Below are 18,574 nucleotides of genomic sequence, written 5' to 3' on the forward strand. Positions count from 1 at the left end.
CCTAGCGGGGGTAGGGATCTGGAATCGAGATACTCACGTCCAACTTTCCGGCCACAGGGCACCCAAAGAGTTTCCCCCACACCCAGAGATCTCAATCAGTTGAAAAGAACCCCAGAAACGCCGCGAGAGAGCCACCATGTCTCAATCTTTTACCGCCCACCTCTGGCAGACGATCGAGCCCATCTACCAACAGATCTTGGATCACCCCTTTAACCAAGAGCTGGCCGCAGGCAGCCTCTCGCGGCAGCGCTTTCAGTTCTATCTGCAGCAGGATGCTCTTTATCTCACCGATTTTGCCCGCGCCCTTGCCTTGATCGGGGCCCGTTCCGAGGGGGCTGAGCGGGTGGTGAGTTTCTTGAACTTTGCCCTGGGGGCCATTGTGGCCGAGCGCAGCCTGCACGAGAGTTACTTTCGCCTCTACGACATCCAGCCGGAGACAACCTACGCTCCTGCCTGCTTCGCCTACACCCGTTTTCTATTGGCTGGGGCTGCCTTGGATCCCTACGAGGTGGCCATGGCCGCTGTGCTGCCCTGCTTCTGGATTTACCGTGAGGTGGGATCCGCCATTTACCGCACCGCCAAGCCCAACAATCCTTATCAACAATGGATCGACACCTATGCCGGGGAAGAATTTGCCCAGGTGGTGCAACAGGCCCTGGACATCACCGACTCCTTGGCTACGCAGACCACAGCGGCGACGCGGGAGAAGATGACGGCTGCTTTTGTCACCGCCTCTCGCCTGGAATGGCTGTTCTGGGACAGCGCCTACCGCCTGGAAACCTGGCAGCCCGCCTGATCCCCGCCGGGCCTGGCGGCTCAGCAAGGTCGTCATGGCCATGGCATGTGGTTATGGTCCAACGCCAAGATGACCCGCACCTGGGTCAACAGCTCCAGCTCTTGTCTCAGATAGCCCAGGCAGGTCTTGGCTTCTGCGGCGGTGGGGCGGTTCTGCGGCGGCGCGCAGCGCATCACGGCTGAGATGTAGCAATCCCGCAATTGCAGGCCATCTTCCCGGTGCAGAGAGATGGGTTGATTGGCAAACCTGGCCCGGCGCAGAGCGCGAAATAGCCAATCCCCGCTGGGATCCCCCGTAAACACCCGCCCGGTGCGGTTGCCCCCATGGGCTGCCGGCGCCAAGCCGATCACCCACAGCCGCGCCTGCACATCCCCAAACCCCGGCACCGGTCGGCCCCAGTAGAGCTGGTCACAAAAACGGGCCACCTTTTGCTGGGCAACCGCCTCTCGCCAAGCCACCAGGCGGGGACAGCGGCGGCAAGCGACGATCTCAGCCTGTAGCGCCGCCCAGGGCTGGTGATCCGCCAACGCCTCACTCTTCTTCTCCCTCATCCTCCGTCGGCTCGTCAACGGGGGTGGAGTCGTCGATGAGCTGGTCGTCATCCAAGATCAGGCGAGGCGGCAGCTCTGGCAGCACAACAGGCTCCTCCTCTTCCTCCGGCTCCGGTTCTGGCGCCATCTCCTCGTAGGTGCTGAAGCCCGTGCCCGCCGGGATCAAGCGCCCGATGATCACGTTCTCCTTCAGGCCCCGCAGCCAGTCGGACTTGCCTTCGATGGCCGCCTCCGTCAGCACCCGCGTGGTCTCCTGGAAGCTGGCCGCCGAGATGAAGCTGTCGGTGTTCAAGCTGGCCTTGGTGATCCCCAGCAGAACGGGCGTGTACTTAGCCGGCGCCCCGCCGGTGATGGCCATGGTAGCGTTGGTCTGCTGGATTTCCCGCAGCTCCACCAGCTCGCCGGGCAACAGGACGGTGTCGCCGCTGTCGTCCACCCGCACCTTGGAGGTCATCTGGCGCACCACAATCTCGATGTGCTTGTCGGCAATCTCCACCCCTTGCGAGCGATAGACGTTCTGCACCTCGTTGACCAGGAAGCGCTGCACCTCCCGCAAGGCTAGCCGTGCCGCTTGGTCGTCGCCCAAGGTTTGGCGATGGTACTCAAAGTAGATCTCCAAGAGGTCGTGGGGGTTGGCCGGGCCGTCGGTCAGCGGATCCCCCACCTGTACCGGCTGGCCATCGACCACGATCAGGTTTTGCCCCGGCATCACCGAATACTCGGTAACCGTACCATCGGCTTCGATGACCCGCAGATCCGGCTCTTCTCCTCGCCAGCTCAGTTGCACCGTGCCGGGCCGCTTGGCCAGAACACACATTTCCTTGGGCTTGCGGGCCTCCAACAGCTCCTCGATCCGCGGCAGACCCTGGATGATGTCCCCCGTCTTGGCCCGCTCAAACACCAGGAGGGCCAAAGAATCCCCCCGCTGCACCAGATCCCCATCCCGCACCTGCAGAATGGCACCCGCCGACACCAAATAAGGCCGCGCCAACCGCAACACCACTTGGCCATCGGCGATCTGCATCACTTGCCCCGACTCGGGGGCAGGGATCCCCGGCGCCAGCTCGTCGCCGGCCCGCACCAGCGCTCCCACCTCGACGCTGGCTTGGCCCGTCAGAGGCACCGTCAGCAGGTCGTCGTCGGTAACCACCAGAACCCGTCGCACCACCTCCGCGCCCTGGCGGATCCCCTGCACGATCCCGGCTTTTTTGGCCTGAATCTCGGTGCGGGCGATAACACCCCCCCTGCCGATACTGTCTCCTTCGCTCACCAACAGCCGCGTGTGGGTACTCCCCTGGGTTAGATCCGCCTCCACGTCTCGGCGCAGCAGCAGGGTTTCCAAGATCACCAGTTGCAGGCGACGGATACTGGGATCCTTCTCATCTTGGATCAGTTCAATATCGGCCTTCAGTTGCGGGGCGTCGGTATCGATCTCCAGCACCAGTTGTGTGCGCAGCAGTTCTACCGGCCCCACCGACTTCACCCGCTCCCCATCCTTGAAGGGAACGCGCTGCACCGCCCGCAGGCGAATGGAGCGGCCAGACTCGCTGGTAGACTCTTGGCTGGGCACCACCGGCCGGTCGGGGATCTCGTACTCGTACACCGGGCGCAGCAGCAGGCCTGGCCCTTCAGGCGTCTCCACCTGCTCCAGATAGACCAATCGGTCAGGGACGATGCTGCTGAGCAGCTTCTGGCCCGGCTGGATTAGCGTGCCGGTGGGTATTTCCAGGTCGGCGGGGTCGTCCACCAGATGCAGGGATCCGGGCTTGATGACGATCTCCCGCAGGATGTCGTTTTTCTGGATAACCTCGACGACGCCAGCATTTTGGCAGAAGATGTCCTTCACCACCTCGGTGCCGGCTTCTACGTACTGGCCATCCTCCACGTTCAACAGGGAGATGTCCTTGTTCACCTCGTGGGTCTCCTCCGGGATCCACAGCAAGGTGCCGCCCCGGATGACCTCATAGCCCTGCTTCGCCTTGCCCCGCCGGGCCACCTCGACACCGGCAAACTTCACCAGGCCGCCCGTCTGGGTGCGGAAATTGTTCTCGATCAGCTCCGCCACTACCTCGTCGTTGCCCACTTTGGTGCCCGGCGTGGCCTTGAGGACAAAGGTCTGGCCGCTGGCCGTATCCAGCAAAAATTGCTCCCGGCCCTGGTGGGATTCCACCCGCACCCGCGCCTCGTGCAACACCACCGCGGCGTTGATGATCTCCACTTCGCGCCCACTTTTGGTGTCGCTGCGCTCCGGCAGCCGCACGATGCCGCCGTGCTCGGTTACCAGCGAGGTCTCAGCGATCACATCCCCCGCCTGCACCCGATCCCCGTTTTTCACCACCGGCTCGGCCCCCGGCGGCAGGTTGTATACCTGGCCGGACATCACCCAGATCAACCCTTGCCGCTGCGCGGTGCAGGTGGTGTTGCCCTGGCGGTCGGTTTTCTCCTCGATGGGCAGATCGGCAAAGCGGATTTCCCCCGCCAAGTCGGCCACCACCTCCTTCTGGGCTTTCTCGGTGCTCTTGCGCACGGCCTTGGCTACAGTCACTTCCGCAATCAACTGATCCCGCTGCACCTGGGCCCCGTCCCGCACCAGCAGAGTGGATCCCTGCGTCATGTCGAAGACTTCCCGTTGTCCGTCTGGCCCTTCCAGGACAATTTGGTTGTTCGCTTCTAGCTGCAGGGCATCGTCGCCGTGGCGGGTGCGGAAGGGGCGGGTGCGCAGATTTTTCGGGAACCGCACCACGCCAGCAAAGGGGGCGCGAATTTGGCGGGCCACCTCCCCGGTAAACACACCTCCCGTGTGGAAGGTGCGCATGGTTAACTGGGTGCCCGGCTCCCCAATCGATTGAGCGGCGATGATCCCGACCGCCTCCCCCAGATCCACCAGCCGGGAGTGGGCCAGGCTCCAGCCATAGCACATCCGGCACACCGATCGGTTGGCCTCGCAGGTGAGGGGAGAACGCACCATCACCTGCCGGATGCCGGCCTCCACAATGGCCTTGGCCAAGTCGTGATCCACCTCTTGGTTGCGGCGGGCAAGGATCTCCTGGGTTTGCGGGTGCACCACATCCCGCGCCAGCACCCGGCCCACCAGGCGCTCCTCCAGCGACACCACCACCTTGTCCGCATCCATCAGGGGTTCCAGCAGGATCCCTTGGTCGGTGCCGCAGTCGGATTCCCGCACGATCACATCCTGAGACACGTCCACCAAACGGCGGGTCAGGTAGCCAGAGTCGGCAGTGCGCAAAGCCGTGTCCACCAAGCCCTTGCGCGCCCCGTAGGAAGAGATGATGTATTCGGTAACCGTCAGGCCCTCGCGGAAATTGGTTTTAATCGGCAAGTCGATGATCTCCCCCTGCGGGTTGGCCATCAGGCCGCGCATGCCCACCAACTGCCGCACCTGCGAGACGTTCCCCCTCGCCCCCGAGTTGGCCATCATGTACACGGAGTTGAGGGGATCGTTCTGGCGGAAGTTGCTGAGCATCTCCTCCTTAATCTGGTCGTTGGTCTGGTTCCAGGTATCGATCACCTTTTGATAGCGCTCCACCTCGGTGATCTCGCCGCGGGTGTAGCGCTCCGTGGCCGCCTCGATCTCCGCTTCTGCCTGGGCCAACAACTGCCGCTTGCTGGGTGGAATGCGCAGATCCTCGATGCTGATGGAAACGGCAGCCTGGGTGGCGTATTTGAAGCCCAGGGCCTTCAGAGCATCCGCCATCTGAGCGGTGCGGGCGGTGCCGTAGCGAGCAAACGACCAGGCAATCAGATTGCGCAGCTCTTTTTTGCCGATTTGATAGTTGCGAAAGGGTACAGGGGGCGGCGGGGTCTTGGCCTTGGCGCCATCGGCGGCCTGCCGGACTAGACCGGCGGAAAAGCGTCCTTTTTCGCTCATAATGCCTCGGTGATAACTCTGACAGTTCTGGACAAGGGGGCAGGGATCCCAGCTACCCATCGACAAGGGCAACGTCCACAGGGGCAGCCTCAAGCAGACAAAATATCTTGCACCGTTTTGTTGAAGATGATCCGGCCCGCCGTGGTGCGAATGTATTGGCTGATCACGTTGCCGTCCCGATCCTCGCGGATGCGGCGGTAGTTGGTGATCTTGAGGCGGGTGCCGCCCGGCTCCTCGATAATCTGAGGCTCCGACTCTTTTTCCTCTTTGCCCAACTCCATCGGGCCGCTGTAGCGCACCCAGATTTTGCTGTGCAGGCCGATGACGCCGCGGTCGTAGGCGATGAGGGCGTCCTCCAGGCTGGCAAAATAACGATCGCCAAGGTCGGGGGCGTGGGGATTGTCCGCCGTCAGATAGTAGCACCCCAACACCATGTCTTGGCTGGGAGTAATAATCGGAGCGCCTGTGGCCGGGGAGAGGATGTTGTTGGTGGCCAACATCAGCAAGCGTGCCTCCGCCTGGGCTTCCAAGGAGAGAGGCACATGCACCGCCATCTGGTCGCCGTCGAAGTCGGCGTTGAAAGCCGGGCAGACCAAGGGGTGGAGCTGAATCGCCCTCCCCTCCACCAGGATCGGCTCAAAAGCCTGGATCCCGAGGCGGTGCAACGTTGGGGCACGGTTGAGCAAAACTGGGTGGCCGTCGATTACGTCCTCCAGCACGTCCCAAACCTGCGGGTCATTGCTCTGGATCAGCTTTTTGGCGGCTTTGATGTTGTTGACGATGCCCCGCTTGATCAACTTGTGGATCACAAAGGGCTGGAACAGCTCGATGGCCATCTCTTTGGGCAAGCCACACTGGTGCATGCGCAGGTTGGGCCCCACCACGATCACCGAACGCCCAGAGTAGTCCACCCGCTTGCCGAGCAGGTTTTGCCGGAAACGCCCCTGCTTGCCCTCAATGATATCGGAGAGGGACTTGAGGGGACGGTTGTTGGCCCCCACCACCATGCGCCCCCGCCGACCGTTGTCGATCAGGGCGTCCACCGCCTCCTGCAGCATACGCTTCTCGTTGCGCACGATGATCTCCGGCGCCATGATCTCCTGCAGCCGCGCCAGGCGGTTGTTGCGGTTGATCACCCGACGGTAGAGATCGTTGAGGTCGCTGGTGGCAAAGCGCCCCCCATCCAACTGCACCATCGGGCGCAGATCGGGCGGGATCACCGGCAGCACCCGCAGCACCATCCACTCTGGCCGGGCTCCCGTGGCGATGAAGTTGTCGATCACGCGCAGCCGCTTGATTAGGCGCGCCCGCTTCTGGCCGCGGGCGCTGGCGATCTCCTCCCGCAACTGCTCCGCCTCTTTTTCCAGGTCGATATCCTTGAGCAGGCGTTCGATGGCCTCCGCCCCGATCATGGCCCAGTTCTCCGGCAGTTGCAGCTCGGATCCCTCCTCGTACATCTGATCCTCGATCTCCAGGTATTGATCCTCGGTCAGCAACTGCTTGTAGGAGAGGTTGGGAGCGTTGCCCGGATCCACCACCACGTAGGCGTTGAAGTACACCACCTGCTCCACGTCCCGCAGCGGCATGTCCAACAGCGTGGCGATGTGGCTGGGGATCCCTTTCAGGTACCAAACGTGGGTGACCGGGGCGGCCAGTTTGATGTAGCCCATACGATGGCGGCGCACCCGCGACTCGGTCACCTCCACCCCACAGCGCTCGCAGACAATGCCGCGATGCCGCACTCGCTTGTACTTGCCGCAGTGACACTCCCAGTCCTTAACCGGCCCGAAGATGCGCTCACAGAAGAGACCATCCATCTCCGGCTTGAGGGTTCGGTAGTTGATGGTCTCCGGCTTGGTGACTTCTCCCACCACTTGGCCGTTGGGCAGGGTGCGCTGGCCCCACTCTATAATCCGCTCCGGAGAAGCTAGCCCAATCTTGACATAGTCAAAGCGTTGCTCCGTTTTGGCCATTGCCGTTGTTCTCCTGACTTGCTGCCCTAGCAACTACAAAGGAAGGGGAGAGGAACCCCACCCCTCCTCTCCTGAGCCGAATGGGATCCCTGGCATCAATCAAAAATCGTCCTCTTCCTCCCTGTCTTCGTCTTCCTCGCGGCTGCGCCTGGCTAAGGTAAAGGTTCCTCCTGCCGCTGGAGAAAGATCCTCGGATGTAACGGATTCATAAGTGGGCCGCGAGGGGGTGTGGCGGCTGGAGACATCGGCCATCAGATCCACCTCCACATCGCGGGTCTGGCCGTCGCTGTCCACCTCCACCTTATGGACAGACACGTCCAGGCAGAGGGACTGCAGCTCCCGCACCAACACCTTGAAAGATTCCGGCGTGCCGGGTCGAGGGATGGGCTTGCCCTTGACGATGGCGTTGAGGGCCTCGTTGCGCCCCACCATATCGTCCGACTTGACGGTGAGCAGCTCCTGCAAGATGTAGGCCGCTCCAAACGCCTCCAAAGCCCACACCTCCATCTCGCCAAAGCGCTGGCCACCCTGCTGCGCCTTACCCCCCAGGGGCTGCTGGGTTACCAGCGAGTAGGGGCCGGTGGAGCGGGCGTGGATCTTGTCGTCCACCAAGTGCACGAGCTTCAGCATGTAGGCCCGGCCCACCGTAACCGGCTGGTCGAAGGGCTCGCCTGTGCGGCCATCAAACACCTGCACCTTGCCGCAGTATTTGCCCTCAGGGTTGAAGATCCAGTCCTTGCCGGTCTTCTCGCGCGCCTCCCGCAACTTGGCTTCCACGGTCAGTCGGGAAGCCTCCAGGCCGTGCATTTCATCGAAGGGCATTAGCTTAAAGCGCACCCCCAAGTGCTCCGCGGCCCAGCCCAGCAGGCACTCGTACACTTGGCCCACGTTCATGCGGGAGGGCACTCCCAGGGGGTTGAGCACCACATCCACCGGCGTGCCATCGGGCAGATAGGGCATGTCCTCAACCGGCAAAATGCGGGAGATGATGCCTTTGTTGCCGTGGCGGCCAGCAATCTTATCTCCCACCTGGATTTTGCGCTTGAGGGCAATGTAGACTCGCACCACCATGTTGGCTCCCGGCGGCAGCTCATCCCCCTGCTCGCGGGTAAAGATGCGTACATCCACCACCCGTCCGCGCTCGCCGTTGGGCACCCGCAGCGAGTTGTCGCGCACGTCGCGAGCTTTCTCGCCGAAAATGGCCCGCAACAGCCGCTCCTCTGGCGGTTGATCCGACTCCCCTTTGGGAGTGACCTTGCCCACCAAAATATCGCCGGCTTCCACCCAAGCCCCAATGCGCACAATGCCGTTTTCGTCCAGGTTGCGCAGGGCATCTTCCCCCACGTTGGGAATCTCGCGGGTGATCTCTTCCGGCCCTAGCTTGGTCTGCCGGGCTTCGATCTCGTACTTCTCGATGTGTACCGAGGTGAAGACATCATCGTAGACCAGCCGCTCGCTGATCAAGATGGCATCTTCGTAGTTGTAGCCCTCCCAGGGCATGTAGGCCACCAAGACGTTTTGGCCCAAGGCCAGCTCGCCTCCCTCGGTCGCCGGGCCGTCCGCCAGCACCTGCCCGGGCACCACCCGATCCCCCGCGTAGACAAGAGGGCGCTGGTTGAGACAGGTATCTTGGTTGGAGCGCTGGTACTTCTGCAAGCGGTAAACAATCGGATCCCCGCCGTCGTCTGGCCGCACCACGATTTCGTCGGCGGAAACATAGGTCACCACGCCACTGGTGCGCGACACCACCACCATGCCAGAGTCCCGCGCCGCCTGGGCTTCCAAACCCGTGCCCACATAAGGCCGATCCGGCTTGAGCAGGGGCACCGCCTGCCGCTGCATGTTCGCCCCCATCAGGGCGCGGTTGGCGTCGTCGTGCTCCAAAAAGGGGATCAAGGAGGTGGCCACCGAGATCACTTGCACCGGCGACACCTGCACGTAGTGCACCTCGCTGGGGTGGGCGGTGGTAAATTCCTGGCGGTAGCGCACCGGCACCAAGTCGGCGGTGATGCGGCCTTCGGCATCCACCGGCACATCCCCCGGCGCCACGCGATACTCGTCCTCCTCGTCGGCGGTGAGGTAGACCATCCCCAGATCCTTGCGCACCACGCCGTTTTCGACCCGGTAGTAAGGGCTTTCGATGAAGCCGTACTGGTTGACGCGGGCGTGGGTGGCCAGGGATCCGATCAGCCCGGCGTTGGGGCCTTCCGGAGTTTCGATGGGGCAGATGCGCCCGTAGTGGCTGGGGTGGATATCCCGCACGGCAAAGCCGGCCCGCTCCCGGCTCAGGCCACCGGGGCCCAAGGCCGACAGCCGCCGCTTGTGGGTCAGCTCCGCCAGCGGGTTGGTCTGATCCATGAACTGGGAGAGCTGGCTGGAGCCGAAGAACTCCTTGATGGCCGCCACCAAGGGCTTGGGGTTAACCAGCGAGGCCGGGGTGAGGTTCTCTGACTCGGAGACCGTCATGCGCTCGCGGATGATCCGCTCCAGGCGGTTGAGGCCCACCCGTACTTGGTTTTGCAAGAGCTCGCCCACCGAGCGCACGCGGCGGTTGCCCAGGTGATCGATGTCGTCCACATGGCCGATGTCGTACTCCAAGTTAATCAGGTAGTCGATGACGGCCAAGATGTCCGTGACGGTGAGCACCCGCACATTTTCCGCCACGTTGAGATTGAGCTTTTTGTTGAGCTTGTAGCGCCCTACTCGGCCCAGGTCGTAGCGCTTGGGATCGAAGAAGCGGGATTCCAACAACTGCTGGCCGCCGGAGACGGTGGGAGGCTCGCCAGGCCGCAGCTTGCGGTACAGCTCCATCAGGGCCTCTTCTTCGCTGTAGTGCCCCTCTTTTTCCATGGTTTTTTGGAAAAATTCGGGGTGGCGCAGGCTGTCGTAGATCTCCGAGTCGCTCAGGCCCAAGGCCTTCAGCAGCACCGCCGCCGAGAGCTTGCGGGTTTTGTCGATGCGCACCCACACCAGGCCGTTTTTGTCGGTCTCAAACTTCAGCCAGGCGCCCCGGTTGGGGATGAGGCTGGCGCTGTAGGTGCGCCGACCGTTTTTGTCCAGCTCCGACTTGTAGTAGACGCCGGGGCTGCGCACAATTTGGTTGACGATCACCCGCTCGGCGCCGTTGATGATGAAGGTACCCCGATCCGTCATCAAAGGCAGCTCGCCGATGAAGACGTCCATGTCCTTGATCTCGCCCGTCTCTTTGTTAATCAGGCGAGTGGGCACCCGGATTTGCGCTTGGTAGGTAGCATCCCGTCGCTTAGCTTCCTCAGGGTCGTAGCGCGGCTTGTTGATCTTGTACCCTTTGGAGGGATCCCCAGGGCGGTACTCCGGCAGAAAGTGCAGCTCCAGCTTGCCGGTGTAATCGACGATAGGGGAAAAGCTGAGGAGCTCCTCTTCAAACCCTTCTCGCAAAAACCACAAAAAACTCTCCCGCTGAATCTCTACCAGGTCAGGCAAGGTAGGAGCGGCAGGGGATGGCACTGCTAATTGTGTCATGCGTTGCTCGGCAGGGGTTGCGCTGCAGTCAGGCCTCTAATTATAGAAACCCTGCCAACGATCGTCAACGAACGTTACAAGGGCCGCCGGGTTATCCGGGAAGTTTTGGCAACGGCCCCTGGGATCCCAGCCAAGCTGCCAAGCCAGGGGCGATCCCCAACCTGCCTTAAGGATTGTTCACATCCATTCACACTTAAGCAGATTATTCTAATCATTGACCGTTGGGAAGTCAGCCGCTGCTCCGACTCCGCTTGCCGGTCGTCAAAGGGCTTGGAAAAGTGGGGTGGGCCTGGAGGCTAGGTCAAGTCGTTGGAGGGCGCGCTCAGCCTGGTGGAGGTCTGGTCTGCGTCGTTCCCCGGCAGGATCCACATCCATTCAGATGAGAAGGGGTTGAAGTGGGGTTACACAGCCTCTGGGGCCAGGGCGACCTTTATTGATGTTTTTGAAAACAGCTCACACAAGCAGCCGTTTTTGGCGAGGAGGATTTTGTGAGTCAAAGTCTGCAACAAAAACACCAGCATGCCAGCCTCTCGGTTCAGTTGCGGGAGGGCACCAAGCAGTCCCACACCATGGCCGAGAATATGGCCTTCATCAAGTGCTTCCTCAAGGGAGTGGTGGATAAAAAAGCCTACAGCCGCTATGTGGGCAACTTTTACTTTGTCTACAGCGCTCTGGAAGAGGGCTTTGCCCAATTGCGAGAGCACCCGCTGGTGGGCCGGCTTTACTATCCCGAATTGTGGCGCAGGGCCAGCCTGGAGAAGGACTTGAATTATTTTGTCGGCCCCAATTGGCGTGCCGTGGTCAAGCCCTCTCCCGCTTGCCAGGTCTATGTCAACCGCATTCGAGAAGTGGTGGAAAAAGACCCGGTTCTGCTGATTGCCCACGCCTACACCCGCTACATCGGCGACCTCTCGGGCGGCCAGATCCTGAAAAACATCGCCCGCCGGGCCATGGGCCTGCCGCCGGGGGAAGGAACGGCCTTTTACGATTTCGAGCAGATCCCCCACGAGGGCAAGTTTAAGCAGCGCTACCGCGCCCAGTTGGACGCGCTGGAGCTGGATCAGGCCACCATCGAGCGCATTGTGGCGGAAGCCAACTACGCCTTCAAGCTCAACATGGACTTGTTCAAGGAATTGGAGGGCAATTGGCTGCTATCCATGGCCCGCTTGGCCTGGAACTCGCTTCTCAGCCAGTTTCGGCGCCCGTCCGCCCGCTCTGAGGCGGCTGCCCCCACCTCCTGAGCCACACCTCTTTGCGGCGAAACAGGGCGTTCCTGGCCTCCCCATCCCCCCTCTCCCTCAGGGGAGAGGGTCCGAGGGTGAGGGATTAGTCGCATCCGAGGGTGTCGCGGGTGGCCCGCCCGGTGACGGGGTTAACGCCGCTGGCCCGTTCGCAGAGGATGGCAAGGGCATCTTTGCGGATCAGGGCGTTGGTGAAATCCGCCCCCTCGATCTCGATCCCTTCCACCCGCGCCAGCCACATCATGCTGTCCTGCAGTTGGGCTTCCCGCAGGTCGGCACCTTGCAAATTGGCCATGTCCAAGGTGGCGCCGCGCAGATCGGCCCCCCGCAGGTTGGCTCTGCTGAGGTTGGCTCCAAACAGATTCGCCCCTGCCGCTTTGACATGGCTGAGATCGCTTTGTCGCAGGTTGGCCTTGAGAAATTTCCAGCCGCTCAGGTCTTGTCCGGCAAAGTTCGCCCCCTGCAGATCCCGCTTGCTGTAGTCTTCTGCCCAGGACGGGGATCCCAAGAGGGCGACACCCAGGCACAGGATCAGCCCGCAAAACACCGCACCCCGCAGGAAAGGGGTCAGCCAGGACAGTCTCACCAAACCAGAAGCCGGCCAAGCAACAGACATCGCAGATCCCTCCAGGAAACCTCCACGGCTTTGGGATTGCTCTTACTTTTATCCTACCGGATGGGGATCCCGCCGGCAGATTGGGCTAATTTGGGCTTTTATAAGCTGAGTCCCAACTGGCGAGGGGGGGACAGGGATCCATGTCCACAGTCGAGGTCTTCAATGCGCAGCAGATAGCGGAGCTGATCGACGCTCTGGCTACAGCAATTGCCAGGGATCACCCCCACCTGGACAGGCTGGTGTTGATCGGCATTCGCACTCGCGGCGTCCCCTTGGCCTACCGCCTGCGGGATCGCATCGCCACCGGCTTCGGGAGCCCACCGCAGGTAGGAGAGCTGGACATCACCTTCTTCCGAGACGACCTGGGCTCCGGCGGCCTGCGCACTCCCAATCGCAGCGAGCTGCCGCGGGATCTGACCGGCCAAGAAGTGGTGTTGGTGGACGATGTGCTCTTCCGGGGTCGCACCGTCCGTGCGGCTCTGGAGGCTCTCAACCACTTTGGGCGACCGGAGCAAGTGCGCCTGGCCGTGTTGATCGACCGCGGCCACCGCCAGTTTCCCATTCAACCAGACTACTGCGGTCACAAGCTAACCACGGCCCCTGAGCAGATCGTCAAAGTGCACCTGCGGGAAACCGACGGCGAGGAGCGGGTGTTGTTGATCGACGCCAAACTTGAGGAAAACAGCAGAGAGTGAGCCTGAGACGCCCCTGGGGTGCGGTATGGTGGGGATAATCTGCCGACTTTTGCCGCTATGGCTGTCTTGCCGGAAACCCGTCGCTACGCTGTCTTGGGCACAGGCGCCCTGGGAGGGTTTTACGGGGCAAAACTGCAACAGGCTGGCTTCACGGTGCATTTTCTCTTGCACAGCGACTACGACCACGTGCGCCAGAAAGGGCTGTGGGTAGAGTCCTGCTGGGGCGACTTTCACTTACCCCAGGTAAATGCCTACGCCGCCGTGGAGGAGATGCCCGTCTGCGAAGGGGTGATCGTGGCCCTGAAAGCTACCCAAAATCACCTCCTGCCACGGTTGCTGCCGCCTGTGCTGGCGGACAACGGCGTGGTGATCCTGCTGCAAAACGGCCTGGGGGCGGAGCCGGAGATTGCCAACTGGGTTGGCCCTGAGCGGGTGATCGGCGGGCTGTGCTTTATCAGCTCCAACAAAGTCGGCCCCGGCCACATCTGTCATCTGGATTATGGCTCGGTGCTGCTGGCGGAATACGGCCCCGGCTATGCGCCCCAGGGGATCACGCCTCGCCTTCAACAAGTTCAAGCAGATTTTCAGCGGGCCGGGATCCCGACCTCTCTTTCTCCGGATCTGATGTTGGCCCGCTGGCAGAAGTTGGTCTGGAACATTCCCTTCAACGGCCTCTCGGTGATCTTCAACGCCGATACCCAGCAAATGATCCGCGACCCTGAGGCCCGCGCTTTGGCGGAAACGCTGATGCACGAGGTGATCCAGGGGGCTGCCGCCTGTGGCCGCCACCTCCCGCAGACCCTGATCTCCGAGATGCTGGCCAGCACCGAGAAGATGGCCCCCTACCGAACCAGCATGAAGATCGACTACGAGCGCAAGCGTCCCCTGGAACTGGAGGCTATTTTTGCCAACCCGCTCCGCTATGCCCAGCAAGGCGGGATTCAGATGCCGCGGGTGGAGATGCTCTACCGGCAGTTGCAGGTGTTGGATCGCCTCAATCGAGGGATCCCGGCCTGAGGGCAAGCTTTTTCCTTCTCCTGCGGCTAGACTCAGCCGCAGCGGAGCGCTGCGCTGGCTTCATGCCTCTAGGATCCACCCACGATCGCATCACCCTCTGGACAGCTCCCGGCGTCACTTTGGCAGCCGGCCTGTTGGGCAACAGCGCTGCCGTAGCTCTGGCCGTGGGATCCGCCTATCTCTTCAGCGGCCTGATGTTTTCCGGGGATCTGGACACTGACTCTCGCCAGTATCGCCGCTGGCTGTTCCTGCGCTGGATTTGGCTCCCCTACCGCCGCTGCCTGCAACACCGCTCCTTCTGGTCCCACGGGCCGATCGTCGGCACTGCCCTGCGCGTGCTCTACCTGGGCCTGTGGGTGGCGGGGGTGGGCCTGCCGGGGGCTTGGCTGGGATCCCGCCTGGGCTGGTGGCAGTGGCGGCCCTGGGCCTGGCGCAACCACCTCTGGCAAGGGTTGCATGCGCACGCAGAGACGCTGCTTTGGGTGGGCATGGGGCTGGAGCTGGGTTCGCTGAACCACAGCCTCAGCGATTGCCTGGTCTCCCGCTGGCGACGTTGGCGCAGACGCCGTCGAAGAAGGGGATCCCCCCTTGCCAGGTATGGGCAAAAGTTAGGCTAGCCAGAGCCGTCTAAGAGACAACCCCGCTGGCCAGGGATCCCGGCAGCAGCTTGTGGCCCGATCCGGTAAGCTGAGTGGGGCAGAAGCCCTTTCTTCTGAGATCTGTGCATCCGGGTCGTAGCTATCGCCGCCTTTTTCCCTTCATTCGGCCCCACCTGTGGATGTTGCTGCTGGGGCTGGCCTGTACCCTTGGCTTTGTCCTCACTATGCCTGCCCTCGCCTACTTGATCGAGTGGGTGGCCCGCTCCATCGGCGCGGGGGATCTGGGGCAACTGCGGATCTTGGCCTTGATCGGGGTGGTGTTTTTTCTGGTGCGCGGCGCCTTCCAGTACGGCCAGGACACCCTTATGGCCAAGGCCTCTTTGCAAATGGTATTGGAATTGCGGCAACGGCTCTACGCCCATTTGCAGGGGTTGGATGTGGACTACTTTTCCGGCAGCCGCACCGGCGACCTGGTCTACCGCCTCACCGGCGATCTGGATCGGGTGGGCGAAGTGGTGCAGCGCTTTTTCCACCGCTTCATCCCCAGCGTGCTCACCATCTTGGCGGTAGTGGCCTACCTGTTCTACCTCAACGGCATCCTCACCTTGACCACCCTGGTGATTGCCCCCCTGATGGGCGCCTTGATCAGTTGGTTTGGGGAGCGGCTGCTGCTGCGCTCCCGCCTTAACCAGGAGAGCATGGCCGACCTGTCCTCCCTTCTGACGGAAGCCTTTGCCGGCATCAGCCTCACCCGCGCCTTTGCTGCCGAGGACTACGAGATCCGCCGCTTCAGCGCCATGGCCGAGAACAACCGCCTGGCCCGCTTCCAAACCGAACAGGTTAAAGCTATCCAAGACCCGGTGGTGGGCTTTCTGTACGCCATGAGCGTGTTGGGGGTGTTTTGGGTGGGGGGCTGGCAGATTAGCAAGGGCAACCTGACCGGCAGCCAGTTTCTTGGCTTTATTGCCGGGGTCGCCATGCTGATCGACCCCATTGTCCACATCACCAACAACTACAGCGAGCTGAAACAGGGGGAAGCCTCGGTGGAGCGGATCTTCGAGCTCTTGGATACCCGCTCCCGCGTGCGGGAGCTGCCCGGCGCCCGCCCCATGCCGCCCATTGAAGGCTGGGTGGAGTTCGAGCAGGTTTCCTTTGCCTACAAACCAGATCAGCCGGTGCTCAAACAGATCAGCTTCCAGGTGGCCCCCGGCGAGATTGTCGCCCTGGTGGGATCCTCCGGCGCCGGCAAATCCACCCTGGTCAACCTGATCCCGCGCTTCTACGATCCCCAGGAAGGCTGCATCCGCATCGACGGCATCGACATCCGCACCGTCACCCTCAAGAGCTTGCGCCGCCAGATCGGCATCGTGCCCCAGGAGATTACCCTGTTTTCCGGCACCATCGCCAGCAACATCGCCTACGGCCAAGAGGACTTTGACCTGGAAGCAGTGCGGCAGGCGGCCCGCGTGGCCAACATCGACAGTTTCATCGAGAGCCTGCCCGATGGCTACGCCACCCGTGTTGGAGAACGCGGAGTTACCCTCTCCGGCGGCCAGCGGCAGCGGTTGGCCATTGCCCGCGCCGTGTTGCTCAACCCCAAGATCTTGATCCTGGACGAGGCCACCTCTGCTTTGGATAACGAGTCTGAGGCCTTGGTGCAGGAAGCTCTGCAGCGGTTGATGCAGCGCTGCACGGTTTTTGTGATCGCCCACCGCCTTTCTACGGTGCGCAGCGCCCATCGCATTTTCGTCCTCGAGCAGGGGCAACTGTTGGAGGAGGGCAATCATCGCGAGTTGCTGAGCAAGGGGGGGCGCTACGCCCAGTTCCACTGGCGCCAGTTCCAGTAGCTTCTACAGCCCCCACGCTTGCCGGAAGGGGCGATAGAACGCCGGATCTGGGGGGGCGCCCCCCGCAACTCCACAGATGGCCGCCGCAAACTCCACCGCCCGTTGCAGCAACACCGCCTCCGGCCATCCTTGCAGCAGGCCCAGGATGGCCACCGCGCTAAACCCATCCCCTGCCCCCACCGTATCCACCAGCCGCGGCACCGGCACCGGCTCCCCCCGATACACCCCCCTACCGGTGAACAGGAATGCACCTGCCGCCCCCAGCGTTAGGAACAAGCCCCTCAGGTTCAACCGCGCCCGCAAGGCCTGCCCCTGTTCCTCCACCTTGCCGGCGGGGATGCTTTCTAACTGCACCACCTGCTCCAGCTCCTCTTGGTTCAGCTTCAGCCAAGCGCAGGTGCGCAGCATTTCCCGGACGGGGCCTGGGCGCCACCAGGGATCCCGCAGATTGAGGTCCAAAAACACCGGACAGCCCAAAGTGGGAAGGGTCTCCTGAAAATGGCGATGGGCTGCTTCTCGACGCGCCGCCAAGCTGCCCCGGTAGATCAGGCTGGGGCGGAGGGCTTGCAGAGCTGCCCTGTCCAACTGGATGTAGTCGTAGGCTTGGTCGGGCAAGATGGCGAAGGTCGGAATCCCCTCCCCATCCAGCGTGACCCGGACTTGGCCGGTGGGGTGAAGCGGATCCCGCTGCAGCCCTTCCAGACGCAGCCCCTGCCGCCGCAGCGCCGCCAACAACTGTTCTGCCGCCTCATCTTGGCCGACGCGGCTGAGCAAGACGGGATCGGATCCTAGCCCTTTGAGGTTCCAAGCCACATTCAAAGCCGCACCGCCCAGCACCACCTTGTCTGGGAAACAATCGAAAAGGGTCTCCCCCACAATCAGGGGGAGGCCAGAGGTCACTCCGAGGGAAGCCATCCTGGCCTCTCAGGCAGCAGTCGAGCCGTGCTGCTCCAAAATTTGCCGGTAAGTGTTGCTGCGGAACCAGCGCTCAATTTCCCGAGCTCGCAGCACCGGCAGCGGGTGGGTGCGCCCAATGGTCTGCATCTGCTTCAGCTCAAGCTGCCAGAGATCGTCGTCCAGCTCCTCGTAGGTGCGGGCCTGCTCCAGAAAAGCATCCACATTGAGCTTGGCGGCCAACTGCGGCGAGCCGCCGCACAGCTTCATTAGCACCGAGATCACCGTTCTTGCGTCCTGGGTAACCAGCAGCGCCGCCCGGTCGCAGGTAAACTCGGCACAGCGCAGCCAGTGCAGCAGTTGATCTTGCAGCGCTTGATAGAAGAGCCCACCGAAGGGGAGCAAACTGGTCGAGAGCATGAGAAGGTTGGCCATCGTCAAGTAGACGCCGTGGTTGCACTTGAGGTGGCCCAGCTCGTGGGCGATCACGGCTTGAATTTCCGGCGGCTCCAGCAAGTCCAGCAGGGAGCTGTGCAGGACGATAAAGGGCTTTTTCCCCTGCATGGCAAAAGTGTAAGCGTTGGGCACGGGATTTTGGCGCACGTAGAGCTGGGGCACTTCCAGATCTAGAATGCGACAGGCCTGCACCAGAAGCTGGTGAATTTCCGGCAACTGGTGCTCGTTGATTTGAATGCTCGAGGCGATGTTATCCAGATAAAAGATCTCCCCTGCCGTCGAGCCGAGCAAATTCTGAATCAGCAGGCCCAGCCCCGGCACCTGCTGCAGAGAGCGGGTTGCCTGCAGATCCACAGGATGGCGAAAATGGTCAGCCCGCAGGCCCAACAGGATGCGGGGCTGGCGGGGAAGGGTTGGCGTGGATGGTGTAGAGGACATAGGAGGCCGTAGAAAAACGCTTAGGGTCGCAACTCGTAGGGCACAAACTGAGGCAGGCGGT

The 18,574-nt window shown here is 62.2% G+C and carries 13 protein-coding genes; 6 read left to right on the forward strand and 7 right to left on the reverse strand.

What is annotated here, in order from left to right; translation table 11 throughout:
- The first annotated feature begins 136 nt into the window (after positions 1-136).
- A complete protein-coding gene (tenA, locus tag NW855_RS07005) occupies positions 137-796 on the forward strand; it encodes a thiaminase II (RefSeq protein ID WP_414508626.1) in 660 nt (219 codons plus the stop codon).
- Between the two features lie 32 nt (positions 797-828).
- Here tenA and NW855_RS07010 read toward each other — a convergent pair whose 3' ends face one another.
- The 4 genes from NW855_RS07010 to rpoB all read right to left on the reverse strand — a co-directional run bounded on the left by NW855_RS07010 (position 829) and on the right by rpoB (position 10,710).
- The gene (locus tag NW855_RS07010) at positions 829-1,347 is read right to left on the reverse strand and encodes a uracil-DNA glycosylase (RefSeq protein WP_011429320.1); all 519 of its coding nucleotides are present in this window, start codon (positions 1,345-1,347) and stop codon (positions 829-831) included.
- Complete coding sequence (locus tag NW855_RS07015) at positions 1,328-5,236, reverse strand: DNA-directed RNA polymerase subunit beta' (protein WP_011429319.1); 3,909 nt, start codon at positions 5,234-5,236, stop codon at positions 1,328-1,330. The genes NW855_RS07010 and NW855_RS07015 overlap by 20 nt, the downstream gene beginning before the upstream one ends.
- Positions 5,237-5,325: 89 nt before the next feature.
- Positions 5,326-7,209 carry a DNA-directed RNA polymerase subunit gamma gene (locus NW855_RS07020; protein WP_011429318.1) on the reverse strand — a complete coding sequence of 628 codons (1,884 nt, stop codon included), beginning with the start codon at positions 7,207-7,209 and terminating at the stop codon, positions 5,326-5,328.
- 99 nt (positions 7,210-7,308) lie between these two features.
- Entirely contained in the window at positions 7,309-10,710 is a 3,402-nt protein-coding gene (gene rpoB, locus NW855_RS07025) for a DNA-directed RNA polymerase subunit beta (protein WP_414508627.1), read from the reverse strand.
- Positions 10,711-11,198: 488 nt separating this feature from the next.
- Here rpoB and NW855_RS07030 point away from each other — a divergent pair, with 488 nt between their 5' ends.
- Positions 11,199-11,951 carry a heme oxygenase (biliverdin-producing) gene (locus NW855_RS07030; RefSeq protein ID WP_276307359.1) on the forward strand — a complete coding sequence of 251 codons (753 nt, stop codon included), beginning with the start codon at positions 11,199-11,201 and terminating at the stop codon, positions 11,949-11,951.
- 85 nt (positions 11,952-12,036) lie between these two features.
- Here the strand turns inward: NW855_RS07030 and NW855_RS07035 are convergent, their stop codons facing one another.
- The gene (locus NW855_RS07035; RefSeq protein ID WP_099812490.1) at positions 12,037-12,567 is read right to left on the reverse strand and encodes a pentapeptide repeat-containing protein; all 531 of its coding nucleotides are present in this window, start codon (positions 12,565-12,567) and stop codon (positions 12,037-12,039) included.
- A gap of 140 nt (positions 12,568-12,707) precedes the next feature.
- Between NW855_RS07035 and pyrR the strand changes: the two genes are divergently transcribed.
- From pyrR to NW855_RS07055, 4 genes are all read left to right on the forward strand, one after another.
- Entirely contained in the window at positions 12,708-13,262 is a 555-nt protein-coding gene (gene pyrR, locus NW855_RS07040; protein ID WP_011429314.1) for a bifunctional pyr operon transcriptional regulator/uracil phosphoribosyltransferase PyrR, read from the forward strand.
- 57 nt (positions 13,263-13,319) lie between these two features.
- Positions 13,320-14,279: a putative 2-dehydropantoate 2-reductase gene (locus NW855_RS07045; RefSeq protein WP_011429313.1), complete on the forward strand. Its 960-nt coding sequence runs from the start codon at positions 13,320-13,322 to the stop codon at positions 14,277-14,279.
- A 62-nt stretch (positions 14,280-14,341) separates the two neighbouring features.
- Entirely contained in the window at positions 14,342-14,896 is a 555-nt protein-coding gene (locus NW855_RS07050; RefSeq protein ID WP_011429312.1) for a metal-binding protein, read from the forward strand.
- 104 nt (positions 14,897-15,000) lie between these two features.
- The gene (locus NW855_RS07055; protein ID WP_011429311.1) at positions 15,001-16,725 is read left to right on the forward strand and encodes an ABC transporter ATP-binding protein; all 1,725 of its coding nucleotides are present in this window, start codon (positions 15,001-15,003) and stop codon (positions 16,723-16,725) included.
- Between the two features lie 3 nt (positions 16,726-16,728).
- On the opposite strand, the gene NW855_RS07060 is transcribed toward NW855_RS07055, so the two are convergent.
- Complete coding sequence (locus tag NW855_RS07060; protein WP_041438075.1) at positions 16,729-17,640, reverse strand: PfkB family carbohydrate kinase; 912 nt, start codon at positions 17,638-17,640, stop codon at positions 16,729-16,731.
- A 9-nt stretch (positions 17,641-17,649) separates the two neighbouring features.
- On the reverse strand, positions 17,650-18,513 hold the full coding sequence (locus NW855_RS07065) for a M48 family metallopeptidase (protein WP_011429309.1): 864 nt from the start codon (positions 18,511-18,513) through the stop codon (positions 17,650-17,652).
- Between the last annotated feature and the right edge of the window lie 61 nt (positions 18,514-18,574).

Source organism: Synechococcus sp. RC10B2 (genome assembly GCF_047502635.1).